The sequence below is a fragment of the Sphingobacteruim zhuxiongii genome (assembly GCF_009557615.1).
Classification (GTDB): domain Bacteria; phylum Bacteroidota; class Bacteroidia; order Sphingobacteriales; family Sphingobacteriaceae; genus Sphingobacterium; species Sphingobacterium zhuxiongii.
On the sequence record NZ_CP045652.1, the window covers coordinates 989,529 to 1,007,662 of the forward strand.

Annotated in this window: 16 protein-coding genes; 10 read left to right on the top strand and 6 right to left on the bottom strand. The window is 40.9% G+C overall.

Features of this window, described 5'->3' with window-relative positions:
* Positions 1 to 12: 12 nt before the first annotated feature.
* From GFH32_RS04330 to GFH32_RS04340, 3 genes are read right to left on the bottom strand one after another with little or no spacing between them, the layout of a single operon-like run.
* Positions 13 to 3,150, bottom strand: coding sequence for an error-prone DNA polymerase (locus tag GFH32_RS04330; RefSeq protein WP_153509907.1), 3,138 nt, complete (start codon positions 3,148 to 3,150; stop codon positions 13 to 15).
* 3 nt (positions 3,151 to 3,153) lie between these two features.
* Complete coding sequence (locus GFH32_RS04335) at positions 3,154 to 4,656, bottom strand: Y-family DNA polymerase (protein ID WP_153509908.1); 1,503 nt, start codon at positions 4,654 to 4,656, stop codon at positions 3,154 to 3,156.
* Positions 4,657 to 4,662: 6 nt separating this feature from the next.
* Positions 4,663 to 5,400: an ImuA family protein gene (locus GFH32_RS04340; protein ID WP_153509909.1), complete on the bottom strand. Its 738-nt coding sequence runs from the start codon at positions 5,398 to 5,400 to the stop codon at positions 4,663 to 4,665.
* 313 nt (positions 5,401 to 5,713) lie between these two features.
* Between GFH32_RS04340 and GFH32_RS04345 the strand changes: the two genes are divergently transcribed.
* The 5 genes from GFH32_RS04345 (at position 5,714) to GFH32_RS04365 (ending at position 11,516) form a co-directional block, all read left to right on the top strand.
* Positions 5,714 to 6,526 (top strand): SGNH/GDSL hydrolase family protein, encoded by an 813-nt coding sequence (locus tag GFH32_RS04345; protein ID WP_153509910.1) that lies wholly within the window; start codon positions 5,714 to 5,716, stop codon positions 6,524 to 6,526.
* A 352-nt stretch (positions 6,527 to 6,878) separates the two neighbouring features.
* A complete protein-coding gene (locus GFH32_RS04350) occupies positions 6,879 to 7,568 on the top strand; it encodes an ATP-binding cassette domain-containing protein (protein WP_153509911.1) in 690 nt (229 codons plus the stop codon).
* 54 nt (positions 7,569 to 7,622) lie between these two features.
* Complete coding sequence (locus GFH32_RS04355) at positions 7,623 to 8,957, top strand: dihydroorotase (protein ID WP_153509912.1); 1,335 nt, start codon at positions 7,623 to 7,625, stop codon at positions 8,955 to 8,957.
* A 2-nt stretch (positions 8,958 to 8,959) separates the two neighbouring features.
* Complete coding sequence (locus tag GFH32_RS04360) at positions 8,960 to 10,006, top strand: S66 peptidase family protein (protein ID WP_153509913.1); 1,047 nt, start codon at positions 8,960 to 8,962, stop codon at positions 10,004 to 10,006.
* Between the two features lies 1 nt (position 10,007).
* Positions 10,008 to 11,516 carry a M14 family zinc carboxypeptidase gene (locus GFH32_RS04365; protein WP_153509914.1) on the top strand — a complete coding sequence of 503 codons (1,509 nt, stop codon included), beginning with the start codon at positions 10,008 to 10,010 and terminating at the stop codon, positions 11,514 to 11,516.
* A gap of 62 nt (positions 11,517 to 11,578) precedes the next feature.
* On the opposite strand, the gene GFH32_RS18555 is transcribed toward GFH32_RS04365, so the two are convergent.
* Positions 11,579 to 11,905, bottom strand: coding sequence for a helix-turn-helix domain-containing protein (locus GFH32_RS18555; RefSeq protein WP_317162872.1), 327 nt, complete (start codon positions 11,903 to 11,905; stop codon positions 11,579 to 11,581).
* A 3-nt stretch (positions 11,906 to 11,908) separates the two neighbouring features.
* On the bottom strand, positions 11,909 to 12,472 hold the full coding sequence (locus GFH32_RS18560; RefSeq protein WP_317162873.1) for a hypothetical protein: 564 nt from the start codon (positions 12,470 to 12,472) through the stop codon (positions 11,909 to 11,911).
* Positions 12,473 to 12,715: 243 nt separating this feature from the next.
* Here GFH32_RS18560 and GFH32_RS04375 point away from each other — a divergent pair, with 243 nt between their 5' ends.
* The 5 genes from GFH32_RS04375 to GFH32_RS04395 all read left to right on the top strand — a co-directional run bounded on the left by GFH32_RS04375 (position 12,716) and on the right by GFH32_RS04395 (position 16,610).
* Entirely contained in the window at positions 12,716 to 13,144 is a 429-nt protein-coding gene (locus GFH32_RS04375) for a nuclear transport factor 2 family protein (RefSeq protein WP_153509915.1), read from the top strand.
* 84 nt (positions 13,145 to 13,228) lie between these two features.
* Entirely contained in the window at positions 13,229 to 13,951 is a 723-nt protein-coding gene (locus GFH32_RS04380) for a carboxymuconolactone decarboxylase family protein (protein ID WP_153509916.1), read from the top strand.
* On the top strand, positions 13,952 to 15,043 hold the full coding sequence (locus GFH32_RS04385) for an alpha/beta hydrolase (protein WP_153509917.1): 1,092 nt from the start codon (positions 13,952 to 13,954) through the stop codon (positions 15,041 to 15,043).
* Between the two features lie 24 nt (positions 15,044 to 15,067).
* Positions 15,068 to 16,126 (top strand): alpha/beta hydrolase, encoded by a 1,059-nt coding sequence (locus GFH32_RS04390; protein ID WP_153509918.1) that lies wholly within the window; start codon positions 15,068 to 15,070, stop codon positions 16,124 to 16,126.
* 7 nt (positions 16,127 to 16,133) lie between these two features.
* Positions 16,134 to 16,610 carry a cupin domain-containing protein gene (locus tag GFH32_RS04395; protein ID WP_153509919.1) on the top strand — a complete coding sequence of 159 codons (477 nt, stop codon included), beginning with the start codon at positions 16,134 to 16,136 and terminating at the stop codon, positions 16,608 to 16,610.
* A gap of 87 nt (positions 16,611 to 16,697) precedes the next feature.
* On the opposite strand, the gene GFH32_RS04400 is transcribed toward GFH32_RS04395, so the two are convergent.
* Positions 16,698 to 18,131: a SusD/RagB family nutrient-binding outer membrane lipoprotein gene (locus tag GFH32_RS04400; RefSeq protein ID WP_153509920.1), complete on the bottom strand. Its 1,434-nt coding sequence runs from the start codon at positions 18,129 to 18,131 to the stop codon at positions 16,698 to 16,700.
* Between the last annotated feature and the right edge of the window lie 3 nt (positions 18,132 to 18,134).

Sequence of the window (18,134 nt, forward strand, 5' to 3'; positions counted from 1 at the left end):
TAAAAATAGAAGCTAATGAAAATTCCGACCTTTATGGAAAGCTCCTTGACTCTGTTGATCTTCTGTTAAGTCTTTCAACATGGCGCTTACATCAAAACAACGCTGTGCAATTACATGAATAACATCTCCTTCTTTTTGTACTTTGCCCGCTACCATAAACAACTTCGCGCGCAAGACCTCACGTCTATGCTTCTCAAAAATGGTTCCCCAGATTACTAGATTAGCGAAACCTGTTTCATCCTCTATAGTTACAAAGAGAACGCCCTTCGCTGTGCCTGGACGTTGTCTTACGGTGATGAGTCCACAGACTTTAACAAATGTATCATTCTTCGCTTCTACTAGTTTTCCAGTGGGTAGCACATGTAATAAGTCTAGCTTCGAACGCAAAAAACTAACCGGATGCGCTTTAATTGATAAGGCGGTAGAAGAATAATCTTGTACGACATGCTCACTTTTGCTGATGAGGGGAAGTTCAATTTGGCCTTCTTTTGTGCTTTCCGAAGGCTGCCCTTCGAAAAGAGCAATGGGACTATCGGAGAGTGCTGAGATTTCCCAAAGGGCTTCTCGGCGGTTAAGTCCTAGCGAACCAAAGGCATCTGCATCGGCTAACCTTTCTAAAACAGCAGGACTTAATCCAGCGTCGATTAAACTACTAATAGACTGATACGCTTTATGCCGACCTCGAAGTAGGATGTCGATATCTTCTGCTTGTAATCCTCTAACCTGACGGAATCCTAAACGCAGTGCATGCCATTTTTCTCCTGTTTCCCCTTCCAAAGTATGATCCCATTGGGAAAGATTGATATCAATGGGGAGCACTTCAATACCATGTTTCTGCGCATCAATAATAATCTGTGCCGGCTGATAAAAACCCATAGGTTGGCTGTTCAATAAAGCGGCGGCGAAGATATCAGGATAATGACATTTAATCCAAGAAGAAACATACACTAATAAGGCAAATGAAGCAGCATGACTTTCCGGGAAACCATAGCTTCCGAAGCCTTCTAATTGTCGAAATACCCGTGTAGCAAATTCCTCCGTATAGTCTCGGCTAACCATACCTTCAATCATTTTTTTATGAAATGCAGAGACTTTGCCCTTCGCTTTGAAGGTGGCCATACTGCGGCGGAGTTCGTCGGCTTCGGCAGGTGTGAAACCCGCAGCAACAATAGCAATCTCCATAGCTTGTTCCTGAAATAGCGGGACACCTTTGGTTCGGCCTAGTATTTCACGAAGCTCCTCTTGCGGATATTCTTCGGGCTCCTCATTATTTCGACGACGTAGGTAAGGATGTACCATATCTCCCTGTATCGGGCCAGGACGAACAATAGCAACTTCAATGACTAAATCATAAAATTCCCGAGGCCGTAAACGCGGAAGCATAGACATCTGCGCACGGCTTTCAATCTGAAACACACCTAAGGTATCGGCCTTACAAATCATATCATAAACTTCCGAATCATCCTGCTTAATGTTAGCTAGCGTAAAATCTTCACGGTAATGCTCTTTCGCTAAATCGAAAGCCTTCCGTATGCAGGTTAACATACCAAGAGCCAGTACATCCACTTTTAAGAATCCTAAAGCTTCTAAGTCATCCTTATTCCATTCCAAATTTGTGCGACCTTCCATCCGTGCATTGATTAGCGGACAGAGCTCATGTAAGTTCCCCTGCGTAATTACGAAGCCCCCTGTATGCTGCCCCAGTTGCCTTGGAAAACCCATATACTGATAAGCAAGCTCCAGTACCTTTTGTAGATTGGGATCCTCTGGGTTAAAGCCTTGTTCAATTAATCGCTCCTGATCGATATGATTGTCCCAATAGCTACTAATCACGCCCGATAAGCGACCTACCGCATCTAAGGAAAGCCCCATGGCTTTGGCCACATCCCGAAGGGCACCTTTCGAACGAACCTGTGTAACCGTAGCAACAATGGCGGCCCGATGGCGACCATACTTCTCGTAGATGTATTGAATAACTTCTTCCCGACGTTCATGTTCAAAATCTACATCAATATCGGGTGGTTCATCGCGCGCATCCGACATAAAACGAGCAAAGAGTAATTTAATCTTGGAAGGATCTACAGAGGTTATGCCTAAGCAGAAGCATACCGTTGAGTTGGCGGCAGAACCGCGTCCTTGACAGAGGATCCCTCGCTCTCGAGCAAAGCGAACATAATCATGTACGGTCAGAAAATAAGAAGCATAATTCTTACGGGCTATAAAGTCTAGCTCCATCTGAATGGTATTGAGAATATGCTCGGGAATATCGTCTCCAAATTTAGATCTGGCACCCTCCCAGGTTAAACGAATAAGCTCCTCTTGAGGCGTTCGTCCATCAGGAGCTAATTCTGCAGGATAGACGTATTCTAGGCTGTCCAAGGAGAACTGGCAAGCCTGCGCAATTTCCGCACTGTGATCAATTGCTTCTGGATATGTCCGAAATAAACGTTCCATTTCTTCGGCCGGTTTCAAATAGCGCTCGGCATTTGCATGTAATTTAAAGCCTGCCGTATGTATTGTACATTTCTCACGAATGCAGGTCAGGATATCTTGAAGCTCGCGGCGTTCTGGGCTATGGTAGTAGACATCTCCCAGCGCAACTAACTTGACGCTTAGCTCTTTTGCTGATTGATTCAGGCGGAATAATATTTTGGCGTCATCCCCGCGATACAGTCGATTCGCACCTAAATAAAGATGCTCCCCAAGATGAGCTTGATAATCGCGAAGTGCTTCTATATAATCCAAATCGATATGAAAGCTGCTGTCAAGCTTCTCCGGAGGTAGCATGACAAACTTTAGCCCCTCGGCATAGGCATATACATCTTTACGATAGAGATGACATTGTCCTTTTTCTGCGCGTAAATTCCCCACCGTTAATAAACTAGATAAGCGTCCATAGGCAGCGCGATCGGTCGGATAAGCAAGCAAGCTAGGTCCATCGATTAGATCTAATCGACAGGAAGGAATCAGACGAATAGCATGTTTCTTTGCCGCCACATGTGCGCGAACAATGCCAGCAAAAGTATTCCTATCGTTAATAGCAATGGCTTTATACCCCAATTTTGCGGCCTGCTCCATCAGTTCATCCGGGTGAGAAGCACCTCGCAAAAAGCTGAAATTGCTGGTTACCTGTAATTCAATATAACTCATCTGCTATGCGAAAAAACCATGTATAAACCACTGATCCGATTCTTTATCCCCATAATGCCCTGAACGATATAGCCAGTAGCGTTGGCCTTTATCATCTTCCACTGCATAATAATCTCGGTGTTCTCCCGGATCTAACCACCATTCTCGCTCAATACGCTCGGGGCCATCTGCCTTGCGGACAAGATGACGAAGTCCCTTATATTGGAAAACCATAGGTGGATAATCGGGGATAGGCGCCGTGACGTTAATTCGTTCCGGCTGAGCGAGCAGACGAGTTGGTCGCGGACGATCTAAAGGCCAGTCGAAACTCGATTTCTCCGCGATGGAAGCCACTTGCCGCATGGAGCGCTCAGGCCAATAGTGTTGGGCTGGCAGGTAACGGAAAATTTCACAAGCCATATCTCTATTTTTTAAACGATCTAACAATTCGGTTAGCCCGCTATCTTCTAAGCCTGTACGCGTATTCCATAAAATCTCTTGATTCGCTTCGGCATCTTCTACTTTGTTGGCTTCTAAGACAAAGAGTTCTATGCCTAATGCCGGTTCAATCTGTGAAATTTTGAGCGCGAATAATTTGAATAGATGCGGTATATAAGCGGTAGAGCGGCTTGTGCCAATGCTAATTTGTTCGATTTTCCCATCAATACGATGGCAAGTCAATGAAGCCTCTCGGATACCTTTACCTTCATTCGCTAGTCGATTGCAAAGACTTTCCAGTAATTTCTCTAAGGCAATTTCAATTCCCTTATCGGTATTAATTGGTTCCAAACAGGGTAATCTATCCTCATAAGGAGCAATAGGTTTTAAAGGAAGTATAAATTCTTCCTCATAGCCTAAAGCCTGCGCTAATCTTAAGACTGAATGATCTCCAAAACGACGACGTAGAACTGAACGAGGCATGCCTACAAAACTTTTAATCTGTTTTAAGCCGAGGCGATACATGCGTTCAACAACAGGTACTTCTAGGCGTAGTGCCATGGGAGGTAGACTTAATAAGGCTTCCAATTGTTGCCCCGTGGGAATAATGCTATTTCGTTTACCATAGCGTGTTACTGCCCAAGCGGCACCAATGCTATCGGCTATTGCTATGCGCGCTTCATAGCCATATTGAGCAAAACGGGAAACAATATGTTGCAAGTATTTCTCTTCCCCAGACCAGAGATGAGCACAGCCGCTAATATCAAGAATAAGCCCATCGGGCTCATCTAAGGCAACAATAGGGGTAAAGCGGATGCACCAAAGACCAATTGCTTTTAATAACTTTTCTTGAAGACCTATACGCTCATCCAAGACCGTTAGCGAGGGGAAAAAAGCTTTCGCATCGGCAACAAGCATACCTTGTACAATGGCATGTTTCTCGGCGGCAGGATTGGCCGCCTTAATCAGCATGCGCCCATGCACAGGACTCGCAAATACGAAAGGAAGGTCCCGTAAGTCAGGCTTACGCTTGCTCTGCCAATCGGTTGTCAAATAGGGAAACCATATAGAAGCATATCTCTTTTTCATCGTCCATTAACCTGTCTGCTGTGTTCTTTCGGAAAATATAGCAGGCTCTGCTTGTTGAAAAATAGGACGAATTCCTTGCGTTGAAAACTCCACCTGCCAACGTCCAGGATTACCATTACGAACCTTTAGCAATTCTACATCCCAGCGCGGAAAACCAATGCCAGGCAACCCATCGGCAGCATAACTCGCCAAAGGCTTAATTCGCCAACGCGCAGTACAGGCGGTAGCAACCAATGTTTTGGGGTTGTGTCGTAAAATAAAACCGACGACTTGACTCTTTTCTACAGCAAGTTGCAGTCTGCGAGTCTGCGTATAATCAAGCTTATGAACCTCCGCAACAACACCCGAAATACCCGGACATTTTAAAGCCTCTTCCATCGCCCAAAGCACATCCTTTTCCTTTTGCATACAAACAATCACAACGCGCTCAGGCTCCACACCGAAAGTCTTAATTGCGATGGGAAACAGCGATTTAAAGCTGCTAATCCAAAGACAGACGCCTTTGCTTTTCATTAATTTGCTTAGTAGCGCACTCATGAATCCACAAGAAGCAGCACCTTCTTCTCGACCTGTGCTAATAAACTCATGGATACTACCTTTGGGAAAGATGCCGTTAGGAAAAGCCTCCTCAATTGGGCCGAGCCCAAGACGTTCTTCTTGGCTATCTCGAGGTTTTATTCCCTGCCAAAGCAACATATCGTTCTTCAGCTTACTGATTAATGCTTGTCTATCTTCTACCATCATTCCCTCCTAAATAAAGGTTTTCAAAACAAAATTAATACTAAAATATTTAGTAAACAACACTTGTTTAAAACTAAATTATTTAGTAAAAACAATAGAGGTAAAATGCATTTGAACAAGCTTGAAAACTAGGAGTACTGAAAATTTACATGCACTTTCGTTGGTATAGATCCCTTTCACATCCCTTTCAAACCCAATACAGATCCCAATCAAACCCCTTCGGAAGCGGGTCTGATTGGGAGTTAATCCGAAGCATTCCTTAGGGATTGATTTGAATAAAGTTTTGTATCTTGTTCTCAAAAAAATCAAACCTAACATGAACCTAACTCATGCAATCATGGCTTGCTGTGCTACATTTCTGAGCGTCAATGCGAGCGCAAAAGCCAATTTTATTTTTCTGGGAAACGAGCCATTCGTCCAGCAGGAGCTTTTAGCCGACAGCACATTGCCAGATCAACAAGCGATAGCAACATTATTAAAAAGCAAAACACCCATTACCTGGCTTTTTGCAGGAAATAGCATTACCCAAGGGGCGAAACATACACATGGTTCGCGTACCTATTCGGAGATATTCTTTGAGCGTGTGCGTTATGAGATGGGAAGATATCGCGATATAATTATTAATATGGGGGTCAGTGGAAATACCAGTAAAAATGTGCTAGACGATTTTGACTGGCGCGTAGCACATAGCAAACCTCAGGTGGTCTTCTTGATGATTGGTACCAATGATGCCGCCACAGACAAGGCAATCTCTGTAGAACAATATGGGGAAAACTTAAAAACGCTTATTCAAAAAATTCGCGCATTAGGGGCTATTCCGGTATTGTTAAGTCCTACACCCATTCTCGAATCGCATGCACCCGAACGTGCTAACTTAAAACACTATGTCATCAAGATGAGTGAAGTTGTCCAAAAAGAACAAGTAATCTTTGTGAATCAATGGGAGATTTGGAACGGAGAACTAAAAGCGAAATATAAAGATCAGTGGTCAAAATTACTCTTAAATGATCCGCTACATCCCAACGGCTTAGGGCATAAAGAAATGGCAATATCCTTGTTTAAAGCATTGTCAATTTTCGACCCAAAACAACCTACCTGCGGAGGGGAATATTATGAAGGATATCATTAAGCAATCGCCTTTCCTTGTTAAAAGCTGTTAAAAGCAAAAAGAATATGATTAGGCTTCTTAAAGTTTGAATAACTTTAAGAATGCCTATTCAATTTAAACATATTAGACCTATTTATGTGCCCGCTTTGTTAATTAATCTCTTTATCACGGGATGTTTTAGCATGTCGGTTTTGGCCATGGCAACCAGCTACTTTACCTTTGGATTTTTGGCATCCATGTTTGTTACCGAATTGTTCGTTAAAAAATACGTATACCTTTTTCGAAACCTAGGTTATTCTCGATTTAAACTCTGGGCCTATTGTTGGATTTTTAATTTAGCACCAGGCATACTCATCCTTTTTATTCGCTCACTATGGAAGAGTTAAAAGAACTGTTTGCGGATTCTATCGAATTTGAATATCATTATAATCAGCGTCTAATTAATGGCGGCGTTCTAATCCTTCGTCCAGGCAAGATTACAGGTTTGCTGGGGAGAAACGGTTGTGGGAAATCAACACTAATGAAAATAATTTTCGGGACCGTTCGACCTGCTCATGCATTTATACGGGTGAATGGAAAACGCGTCAACAAGGCATACTTAACTACTGAGGTTTGCTACCTTCCTCAAGATACTTTTCTACCAACTTGGTTAACAGTCGATCGTGTTATCAACATGATGATTGATCAGAAGGAATCTTTACAGGCCATTCAAAGCAATCCGCTCATTCAGCCTCATTTGAAGGACTCGATTGCTGACTTATCCGGAGGCGAACTTCGCTATTTAGAAATCTTACTCATACTCCATAGACCGGCCACTTTTATCCTATTAGATGAACCATTTACAGGCCTATCACCGCTGTTAAAGGATATGGTTCAAGAATTGATTCTTTCTTTTAAAGCGAAAAAAGGAATTCTCATATCCGATCATGACTATCATAATGTATTAGCCATCAGCGATGAATTATTCCTAATGCAGAATGGAGCCTGCAGAATTTTAAATGATAAAAGAGAATTGGAATTATTTTATGTTCCTGAAGGAACGTTTGACCATAATACCGAATAAATCTGCCTTAGAAATTCCTATTTAGTATATTTGTTTATCCTAAAAAAAATATACATGTCTACAATACTTATCAAGAATGCGCAGGTTGTCAATGAAGGGGAGATTAAGGCGCAAGATTTATTGATTAAAGATGGGCGTATAGACAAAATCGCTAGTACGATTGATGCGCACGCTGAAAAGGTAATTAATGCGGATGGCTTACACTTATTTCCGGGATTGATTGATGATCAAGTTCACTTCCGTGAGCCGGGTTTAACTTATAAAGCCAATATCTTTACAGAGAGTCGCGCTGCCGTAGCAGGTGGTACTACCTCTTTTATGGAGATGCCTAATACGGTACCAAATACCTTGACACAAAAATTGTTGCAAGATAAATACGATATAGGGCAAGATAGCTCCTTAGCGAATTATTCTTTTTTCATGGGGGCAGCGAATGATAACCTAGATGAGGTCTTGAAAACGAATCCACGCGATGTCTGTGGTATCAAGATCTTTATGGGTTCCTCAACAGGGAATATGTTGGTGGATAATGAACAATCGTTGGAAGCTATTTTTTCTCAAGCGCCAACCTTAATCGCCACACACTGTGAGGATGAAGCAACCATTCAAGCTAATCTTGCGGCCTATAAGGAAAAATATGGAGAGCATGTCACCATTGAAATGCATCCACTTATTCGTTCAGCGGAAGCTTGCTATCTATCCTCTTCGAAAGCAGTCGAACTTGCTAAAAAGAACAATACTAGATTGCATATCTTACATATTTCTACGGCTCGAGAAACAGCCTTGTTTGAAAATACAATCCCTTTGGAACAAAAGAGAATAACAGCAGAAGCTTGTATTCACCATCTTTGGTTTTCGGATGCAGATTATAAAACTAAAGGTAATTTCATTAAATGGAACCCTGCAGTAAAGACAGCAACGGATCGAGATGGAATCCTAAAAGCGGTATTGGATGGGCATATCGATGTGATTGCCACAGATCACGCTCCACATACTTTCGAGGAAAAATCACAACCTTATTTGCAGGCACCATCGGGAGGACCTTTAGTGCAACATGCCCTTCAAGCGCTGCTAGATTTAGTGAAGCAAGGAAAAATGACTTTGGAACAATTAGTTCAAAAGACAGCGCATAATACGGCGACCTTATTTCAGATTGAACAACGTGGATATATTCGTGAAGGCTATTGGGCAGATTTGGTTTTAGTAGATTTGAATAAACCCTATACGGTTAATAAAACTAATATTTTATCGAAATGTGGCTGGTCGCCATTTGAAGAATATACTTTCTCGTCGACTATTGAACACACGCTAGTTTCTGGAAACATCGCATATAGCAATGGTCAAATTATAGAAGTAGGTTCAGGTCATCGTTTACTTTTTAATAGATAATAATGGATAAACGTTCATTCTTAAAATCCCTAGGTTTAGGGATGGCTGCGCTTCCATTCGCAGGGAGTTCAGATGCCTTAGCGATGGCAGCACAAGTAAAACCTTTATTGAAGGGAAATGTATTGAAGGCAGGCGACACCATCGGGATTATCACACCTGCAAGTGCCTTAGGTGATGAAGATGCCATTACGTTGACGAAGGAAGTCTTATCATACTTTGGTTTCAAGGTCAAAGAAGGAAAATATATACGCGAACGTTATGGCAATTTAGCCGGTACTGATGCGCAACGATTGGAGGATTTACACCAAATGTTTGCGGATAAATCAGTTGCTGGAATTCTATGTATTCGTGGTGGCGCTGGTGCTTCGCGTTTGTTATCAAAGATTGATTATAAATTGATTGCTAATAATCCTAAAGTACTCTTAGGCTATAGTGATATCACTGCGCTGATTATGGCCTTTCAAGCAAAGGCTAGCTTAGTAACTTTCCACGGTCCGGTAGGTACTTCTAATTGGAGTAACTTTGTTGCCAATACCTTTAAGGATCAGTTTATCGATAATAAATTGGTCACCTTTGCTAATCCAGCGAAAAAGGGAGACAATATCGTACAGTACAAGGATCGTATAACCACTATTAATCCAGGAGTTGTAGAAGGAAAATTATTAGGAGGAAACTTGACTTTAATATCTGGTCTTTGTGGTTCGCCCTACCTTCCTGATTTTAAGGACAGCATTCTATTTCTTGAAGAGATTAATGAAAGTCCAGAAAAGGTAGATCGTATGTTCTGCCAGTTAATGAATGCGGGTATACTTTCGCAAATCAAGGGTTTTGTTTTCGGAAAATGTACAGGCTGCTCCCCATCGGGCGGCTATGGTTCCTTAAACCTAGATCAAATCCTCCGGGATTTCATAAAACCATTAAATATTCCGGCCTACACGGGGGCGGTAATTGGGCATATCGATGATCAGTTCTTATTGCCTGTCGGGGTGAAAGTTCGCCTAGATGCAGATAAAGGAACAATAGAGATCTTAGAAAAAGCGTTAATTTAATATGAAGTTATTCTTAGTTTCCTTAGGCCTGTTGGCTTTGACATCCTGTAGTAATCCTTTTGACTCTTCTAAGCATGGAACAATTGGGGGTATACAAGTAGACAGTAGCCAATGGAACGCCATGCATGCTAAATACAAAGAATCGGCGCTATTTCATCGTCGGTTTAAACATAAAGATGTTGATTCGTTAATTCAGGTACATCAAAAGAGCAATCTATTTCAGATTGATCAAATAGGTAAATCTGTTGAAGGTCGTGCAATATTTGAGTTAGCCTATGGTAAAGGAGACAAAAAAGTAATGCTTTGGTCACAAATGCACGGCGATGAGCCAACAGCGACTATGGCATTGTTTGATCTTTTCAATTTCTTGGAAGGAAAGGGAGATGGTTTCGATAGCATTAGAACAGTACTTCAGGAGAATTTGAATATACGATTTATCCCCATGCTTAATCCTGATGGCGCAGAACGATTCTTACGCCGCAATGCACAAAGTATAGACTTAAATAGGGATGCTCGTGCTAATCAAACCGTAGAGGGTGCATTATTGAAATCTCGAGCGAAGAGCTTCCAGCCACGCTATGGATTTAATCTTCATGATCAGAACATTTATTATAATGTGCCAAATACAAAAAATCCCGTTAGTATATCGTTATTAGCTCCGGCCTACAATACGGAGCGCGGCGTGAATGAAGTGCGTGAAGGAGCGATGCAAATAATCGTTGGCATGAATAAGATTCTTCAACAGTATGTTCCTGATGCGGTGGCTAAATACGACGACACCTACACGCCACGAGGCTTTGGAGATAATTTTCAATCTTGGGGAGCGAGTACAGTGTTAATTGAATCGGGCGGAATGAAAGGGGATCCGGAAAAGCAAGAAATCCGTAAGCTCAATTTCATTATTATCCTAAATGCCTTAATAGAGATTGCGCAAGGAAGCTACGAGAATTACGATGCGAAGGGTTATGAGGAAATTCCATTTAATGCAAGTCAAATGCATGATATTGTTATTCGCGGTTTATCATTTGGCAACGATTCTATCCCTTTAACGAGTGATATTGCGGTACGTAGGGGAGAGAATACAATCGGTGGAGATTATTTTGTTCGTGGACGCATAGAGGATATTGGTGATTTACCAGAATCCTATGGCTATGATGAAGTAGAAGCCGAGGGCTTGAAATTTATTCCTGCTAAGATTGCACCGAAGCCTCTTCCGAATTTCGCTGCCTTGACACCTGCGATTGCTTATGATCTTTTGAAGAAAGGATATATGGGCGTGCAAATCACTCAACTTTTGCCAACAGAAGAGGGACTTCTACATAATTTGCCAATTCAGGTTTTTAGTAAAACAGTTTTTGCAACTACACCTTTTATTGATTTAGGTGGCACGGCCAATTTTTACATTGGCGATTCTACCGGAAAATTGAAATATGCGATTCTAAATGGCTATTTAATTGATCTCGAAAAACCTTTGAAAGAAGCAGGGCTTCTCAAAAATAGGATACAATAAAAAAAACAGCGCGTGCTACTTATCGGTAGCACGCGCTGTTTCGTTATAATCTCTCTTTTCTATCAATTCAAATTTCGGAAAGCAACAGGAGTAATCCCTGTTTTTTGCTTGAATAGTCGAGTAAAATGTTGCGGATATTTAAAACCTAGTTCAAAAGCTATTTCACTGATGCTTTTGCTGTTATCAAATATTCGGTCCTTAGCAATATGAATGACCTTATTTTGAATATATTCCTGCGGTGAAATTCCAGTTTCTTTTTTGATGAGGTCTCCAAAATAATTTGCTGATAAATGCAGTTGTTCCGCAAACCAAGAAACGGCGGGTAGTCCAATGTCTTGCGGGTTATCGCCAGCGAAATATTCGTTAAGCAACTGCTCAAATCGTTCCATGACTCATTTGTTTACATTTTCTCGGGTAAGAAACTGACGATCATAAAACCTTGTACAGTAATTTAAAAACAGCTCAATATTAGAAATAATGAGTTGTTTACTATGCTTGTCCAGCGCATGTTGTAATTCATATTCTATTTTGGAAAAACAGTCTAAAATAATCTTACGTTCCTGTTCGGATAGATGTAAGGCCTCATTGACGGCATAGGAGAAGAAATGGTAATCACCTATGTTTTTTGCTAGCGTAGTTCCTGCTATGAGGTCTGGATGGATGACCAAGGCAATTCCCTGCGGTTGATAGTATTCCTCGGCATTTTGTCCAATTACCTGTCCTGGTGCAAGAAATATTAAGGTGCCCTCTTCGTAATCATAATTATGTAAACCGTAGCGTAGATCGCCGCAGTGAATTTGCTTAAAGAAGATGGTGTAGAATTCATAGCGAAGTCGAGTGAGCTTCCTTGGATTGGCTTTGTCCAAATGTACCACACTAATTAAAGGATGTAACGTTTCATTGTTGTTGAACGCGTTATATTCTTTGATACTGCTGAAGTTAATCATCTCGTCCATGCTTCCAGTTGTTTAAGTATGAAAATCAAAAATACATATTCGATTACGTTCTTTTATGTTATGGATTAGCAATCAGTGATTTTGGTAGCTCAATCCGTAATTCATATAAGTCCTATTCGAATATTTACGTAGAACTTTGAAGTGTGCAATTTATGATTTGCTAGGAATCTAATAAGCGACTTTTATCAATTAAGGGTTTCGCGTTGCAATTAATAATAAGTTTCAATTTAATCATAAAAAAATATGAAAAGTATACTCGTTGGATTGTGTTTAATTTTTGTTGGAATCTCCGCAGCATCAGCTCAAACGAGCTTGGACCAACAAATCATTGAGTTATCGAAGGACAAGTGGCAATGGATGGCAGAGAAAGATGTTAAAAAGTTAGATCGTTTATTTCATGAAAAGTCAGTTTTCGTACATATGGGAGGTGCTTGGGGAAAAGCTGCGGAAATCGATGTTATTCGAAATGGGAATATATGGTATAAGAAAGCCGATATTCATGAAGTTTCGGTAAACATTATTGAAAATACTGCGGTTTTATTAAATAAGATTACACTTTTGGCGGTTGTCGGTGGGAATGAAGTGAGTAATAATTTTATGGTCACCGAAGTCTATGAGAAGCGGGGAGAAGTTTGGGAGCTACTAGCGCTCTCTTTTACAAAATTGCTGTAAACAGTAATATTGGTAATAATAACCGTAGTGTGTCTACAAGTTTATCGCATTTAATCCCAGACCTTTGTGTAATAATTAAAAGATATGAAGCAACTAGTGTTTTTAGGTTTGGTCATCATTTCCGTATTTACAAATACCCATTTAATGGCACAGAATAAAGCTGTAAGTAAATTGAGTGCTAGTGATCAAAGTTTGATCAGTATTTCGGCTTTGACCGGCAAAGGAGATTTGGAAAAGTTGAAGGTCGCCCTTAATCGGGGATTAGAGCATGGACTCACGGTGAATGAAATAAAAGAAGTTCTCATTCACACCTATGCTTATTGCGGATTTCCACGTAGTATTCGGGGATTACAAACATTTATGGAAGTGCTGAGCGAACGTCAAGAAAAAGGGATCAAAGATGAAATGGGAAAGCAAGCTTCCAATGTAGATATTGAAAGTAACAAATATGATCGTGGAAAGAAGATTCTTGGCGAATTAACGCAGACGGTACAAGCAGATACGCTCTCGGGTTATTCAGCTTTTGCACCAACAATCGACCGCTTTTTAAAAGAGCATTTATTCGCGGATATTTTTGAACGCGATGTGTTGACTTATGCTCAAAGAGAACTAGTTACCGTTTCCGTATTGGCGGCAATTGGACAGGCTGAGCCCATGTTGAACTCTCACCTAACGATCTGCTTAAACGTGGGATTATCGCCGGAACAGTTACAACAGTATGTTGATGTCTTAAGATTAACAATAGGAGAAACAGACGCCGAAGCCGCACAAAAAGTGCTTGATAAGGTTATAGAAAAACGAAAATAAATGAAGATGAGATTTGGTACGTGTTTTATAATGATGATGATTTTGACTGCTACTGTAAGCGCACAAAGTAAGAAGTTTGTACACAATAAAACAGACTTGCGTATTCAATCGCAAGGTAGTTTTTTAGTTGGTGGTACGACTTTAACGACTGCAGGTACTTTTGATGTTGATAATGCTTTGAAGCCCGAAGGTCAAACGTTCCACGGGGATCATGCTTATGTCTTTTATCAAGTTCCGAGGAAAGCAAAGAAATTACCCTTGGTATTCCTTCATGGTGCTGGCCAATCGAAGAAAACTTGGGAATCGACACCCGATGGTCGTGATGGATTTCAGAATATTTTTCTAGGGAAGGGCTATGGCGTTTATCTGCTAGATCAACCTCGACGTGGTGAGGCTGGAAAAAGTACCGTAGAAGCAAGTGTTAAGCCTGTTACTGATGAACAGTTTTGGTTTACGCAATTTCGTATAGGGAATTATCCAGATTACTTCCCAAATGTTCAGTTTCCAAAAGATGCTTACTCCTTGGAGCAATTTTATCGTCAGATGACGCCAAACACGGGCAATTTTGATGCGAAAGTAGTTTCATCGGCGGTGTCTCAAGTATTCGATAACATTGGTGATGGTATTTTAATTACACATTCCCAGGGATGCGGTCCAGGATGGCTGACAGCAATTCAGAATACGCAGGTCAAAGCGGTCGTTGCCTATGAACCTTATAGTGGGTTTGTATTTCCAAGTGGTGAAGTTCCTGCTCCTATACAATCAAATGGTCTATTCGGTGCCCTGAGTGGCGTAGAGATCCCGCTTGCTGATTTTAAAAAATTGACAACGCGGCCAATAATCATCTACTATGGAGACAATATTGCTAAAGATCCGACAAATGTATGGAACAAAGATCATTGGCGCTCGGGACTTGAGATGGCAAAGCTTTGGGTTGCTGCAATCAATAAGCATGGTGGCGATGCTCAGGTAGTTCATCTTCCAGCAATTGGAATTTATGGTAATACGCATTTTTTAATGTCAGACTTGAACAATGTGGCCGTTGCTAATCTGTTGGCCGGCTGGTTGAAGGAAAAAGGTTTAGATAAATAATATAGGCTAATAATGATAAGTAAGATGAAGAGAATAACTTCGATAGTCGCTGTTGCGATGTCAACATTTACTGCAGATACGGTGAACGCCCAGTATCATCAGAAAGCTGATGAAAATCCTTACACTTTGGTATATGAGGGGGCTATCACAGAGAATGTAAAAGGTAAAGTCAACATCCACCCGGTATCGTATAAGCTGAATGGAATTGATATCAAGGCGAATGTGTATACACCGGCAGACTATGATTCCTCAAAAAAGTATCCGTCAATTGTATTAGCGCATCCAAATGGTGGTGTAAAGGAACAAACAACGGGATTGTATGCACAACGTTTAGCAGAAGCAGGGTATATTACCATTACTGCTGATGCAGCCTACCAAGGAGCAAGCGGTGGTTTTCCACGTCACCAGGACAAACCTCAGTTTCGCGTAGAGGATATACATGGAATGGCAGACTTTATCTCGCAATTTGTAGGTGTCGATAGTAAACGGATTGGATTGTTAGGAATCTGCGGTGGTGGTGGATACAGCCTAAAAGCAGCGCAATCAGATAAGCGATTTAAGGCTCTGGCCACTTTGAGTATGTTCAATTCTGGAGAAGTTAGACGAAATGGATTTCAAAATTCTCAATTAAATAACATTCAAGATCGTTTGCAGCTTGCTTCTGAAGCTAGAGCATCGGAAGCGGCGGGAAATGAAAGCCCACTAACAGGTGTATCTAGTGTTACAGATGAAGAAATTGCAAAAACCTCCACAATGCTTTATCGCGAGGGATTCGAATATTACTATAGAACGCATGCTCATCCCAATTCGACATTTCTGTATACGACAAGTAGTTTGATGGATTTAATGACTTGGGACGCTTCTAATCAAATTGAATTGATCAATCAACCACTACTCATGATTGCAGGTAGTAAAGCCGATACGAAATACATGACTGACGAAATTTTCGTTAAGGCGGTTAATGCAAAAGATAAGGAGCTGTTTGTCATTGAAGGTGCTAGTCATATAGAAACCTATTGGAAGCCCATTTATGTCAATCAGGCCGTTAATAGATTGGTAGATTTTTATCAAAAGAACTTATAATTAACTAATGAAGAAGAATATATATTACATCCTTACTTTGCTTACATTAACAGTTGTAGCTTGTAAAAATGATTCGAAATTGAATATAGATAAACAGAATGCTGACCTTGTATTTCCTCGAGGGGAGAAAATCACAAATGCTAATTTTGTGGGAACTACGTATTTACAACCGCTCATTGATGCAGATAGTTTGAATTCGAACTCCGTTGGAAGTGTTACTTTCGAAGCTGGAGCTAGAAGTAAATGGCATACGCACCCTGCGGGGCAGATATTATTGGCTATTGATGGAGTTGGCTACTATCAGGAAAAGGGAAAGCCAAAACAAATACTACGTAAAGGGGATGCTATTAAATGTCCTGCTGATATCCCGCATTGGCATGGTGCTAGTGCCGATACAGCTTTTGTTCAAGTCGCTATCACCGGGCGTGAAAAAGGAGAGACAGTTTGGTTAGAAGAGGTGAGCGACGAAGAATACCATCAATAGGTTTGGTACTTGACCGAAAGATAGTGTATAAAAACAAGAAAAAGCTGGCAATTGCCAGCTCTTTCTTGTTTTTATACATATAGCATTTTATGGTTTATCCCACCAAACTCTACTATCTAAGTTGTCTTCTCCTCCGTATGGAAATGCTGAAACAGCTGCGTCATAACTTGCTTTATTGTTTACAGCTTCGTTCACAGGATATCCGTCTCTTCTAGGCATTTTACCATTGTTGATATCTGAAGCTATCATTAGTTTTGGGAAACCAGTCCTTCTCCATTCTGCCCATCCCTCATAACCATATGGGAATACATGTATCCAACGTTGCGTCGCAATCTGTTCTAACGCTTTTGCTGGTTGATAGGCGATTGCAGTTTCCTCTAAATAAGCCTCGGCCTTTTCGTCAGAATCAGTCCATTGTAAGATTGATTGTTTGATTGCTTCATCGTACCAAGTCTTTGCCTGCGCATCACCCCCTGGTAGCCAACCTAATTTTGCTGCTTCTGCTTGCGCTAATAATAATTGAGCATAAGTTGTTAAATGTACTGGTGCATCTTGTGCGCGAAGTTTGCTTCCTAATAACGAAACCTTAGGAATGTCTACGTCTGGATTGGGAACAGCCTTTCCGAATTCTAAGCCTGCATATCCGCCAGTTGCTAAGCTGTCTCCGTAAACCGATAAGCGAGGATCATTGAATGGAGCCATTTGATCTACCAAAGGTTTCGACAGCGCATACCATTTACGGCCTAGCGTACTAAATGAATTATACCAGAAATTCTGATTTGCCGCTTGATTTAAGTGAGGATAGGAAAAATTGTCTTTCATCGTAGAAAAACCTCCTGCTTGATATGCTTTCGCAAATTCCGATTTACCAAGTGTTGGATTCACTTTCGATAACCTCAATGCCATCAACATATGAATTGAATTCGCAAGTTTTTTCCATTTAGACATATCTCCTTTATAGATAATGTCATTTTTAATAGTTCCATTCGTTAATACGATTGAAGTATTCGCTTCATCTAGCAACTTAAAAAGAGCTTTATAAATATCTTCCTGTTTATCGTATTTTGGATTTGGAATCTCAATTCCTTTGAATGCTTCCGACATCGGAACGTCGCCCCATCTATCGGTAACATTCCACAGGAAAAATGCTTTCAATATTTTAGCTATTGCGATCTGGTTAACCACAGGCCCATCAACTGCGGATAAGGTTTCACCTTTTTTCAATACTTCTTCAAGATTCATCAAAGGGCCTACATACCAAGTCTCAAAGTCAAAATTCTTTGTTAGAAATCTAGTATTATCTGTATAGGTAGTAAGACTTAAATATTGCGGATAGTGAACTCCGTAAGCGCTTGAGCTTAAGCTAGGTAAGAATAACTGAGCGTTAGCAATTAGCTGAGTTCCCGAGGCCTCAGTTGGTTTGTTTGGGTTTTGATAGTACGAATCATCAAATTTCGTACATGAGCTTACTGCTGCTGGTATCAGAGCAATAAACATATATTTTAGAAATTTATTTTTCATGAT

Excerpts from the sequence above, each read along its gene's own strand:
- GFH32_RS04350 (WP_153509911.1), top strand. The coding sequence starts at position 6,879 with ATGGAAGAGTTAAAAGAACTGTTTGCGGATTCTATCGAATTTGAATAT.
- GFH32_RS18560 (WP_317162873.1), bottom strand. The coding sequence starts at position 12,472 with ATGGACGAGATGATTAACTTCAGCAGTATCAAAGAATATAACGCGTTC.
- GFH32_RS18555 (WP_317162872.1), bottom strand. The coding sequence starts at position 11,905 with ATGGAACGATTTGAGCAGTTGCTTAACGAATATTTCGCTGGCGATAAC.
- GFH32_RS04375 (WP_153509915.1), top strand. The coding sequence starts at position 12,716 with ATGAAAAGTATACTCGTTGGATTGTGTTTAATTTTTGTTGGAATCTCC.
- GFH32_RS04395 (WP_153509919.1), top strand. The coding sequence starts at position 16,134 with ATGAAGAAGAATATATATTACATCCTTACTTTGCTTACATTAACAGTT.
- GFH32_RS04390 (WP_153509918.1), top strand. The coding sequence starts at position 15,068 with ATGAAGAGAATAACTTCGATAGTCGCTGTTGCGATGTCAACATTTACT.
- GFH32_RS04340 (WP_153509909.1), bottom strand. The coding sequence starts at position 5,400 with ATGATGGTAGAAGATAGACAAGCATTAATCAGTAAGCTGAAGAACGAT.
- GFH32_RS04355 (WP_153509912.1), top strand. The coding sequence starts at position 7,623 with ATGTCTACAATACTTATCAAGAATGCGCAGGTTGTCAATGAAGGGGAG.
- GFH32_RS04345 (WP_153509910.1), top strand. The coding sequence starts at position 5,714 with ATGAACCTAACTCATGCAATCATGGCTTGCTGTGCTACATTTCTGAGC.
- GFH32_RS04330 (WP_153509907.1), bottom strand. The coding sequence starts at position 3,150 with ATGAGTTATATTGAATTACAGGTAACCAGCAATTTCAGCTTTTTGCGA.
- GFH32_RS04360 (WP_153509913.1), top strand. The coding sequence starts at position 8,960 with ATGGATAAACGTTCATTCTTAAAATCCCTAGGTTTAGGGATGGCTGCG.
- GFH32_RS04380 (WP_153509916.1), top strand. The coding sequence starts at position 13,229 with ATGAAGCAACTAGTGTTTTTAGGTTTGGTCATCATTTCCGTATTTACA.
- GFH32_RS04335 (WP_153509908.1), bottom strand. The coding sequence starts at position 4,656 with ATGAAAAAGAGATATGCTTCTATATGGTTTCCCTATTTGACAACCGAT.
- GFH32_RS04385 (WP_153509917.1), top strand. The coding sequence starts at position 13,952 with ATGAAGATGAGATTTGGTACGTGTTTTATAATGATGATGATTTTGACT.
- GFH32_RS04400 (WP_153509920.1), bottom strand. The coding sequence starts at position 18,131 with ATGAAAAATAAATTTCTAAAATATATGTTTATTGCTCTGATACCAGCA.
- GFH32_RS04365 (WP_153509914.1), top strand. The coding sequence starts at position 10,008 with ATGAAGTTATTCTTAGTTTCCTTAGGCCTGTTGGCTTTGACATCCTGT.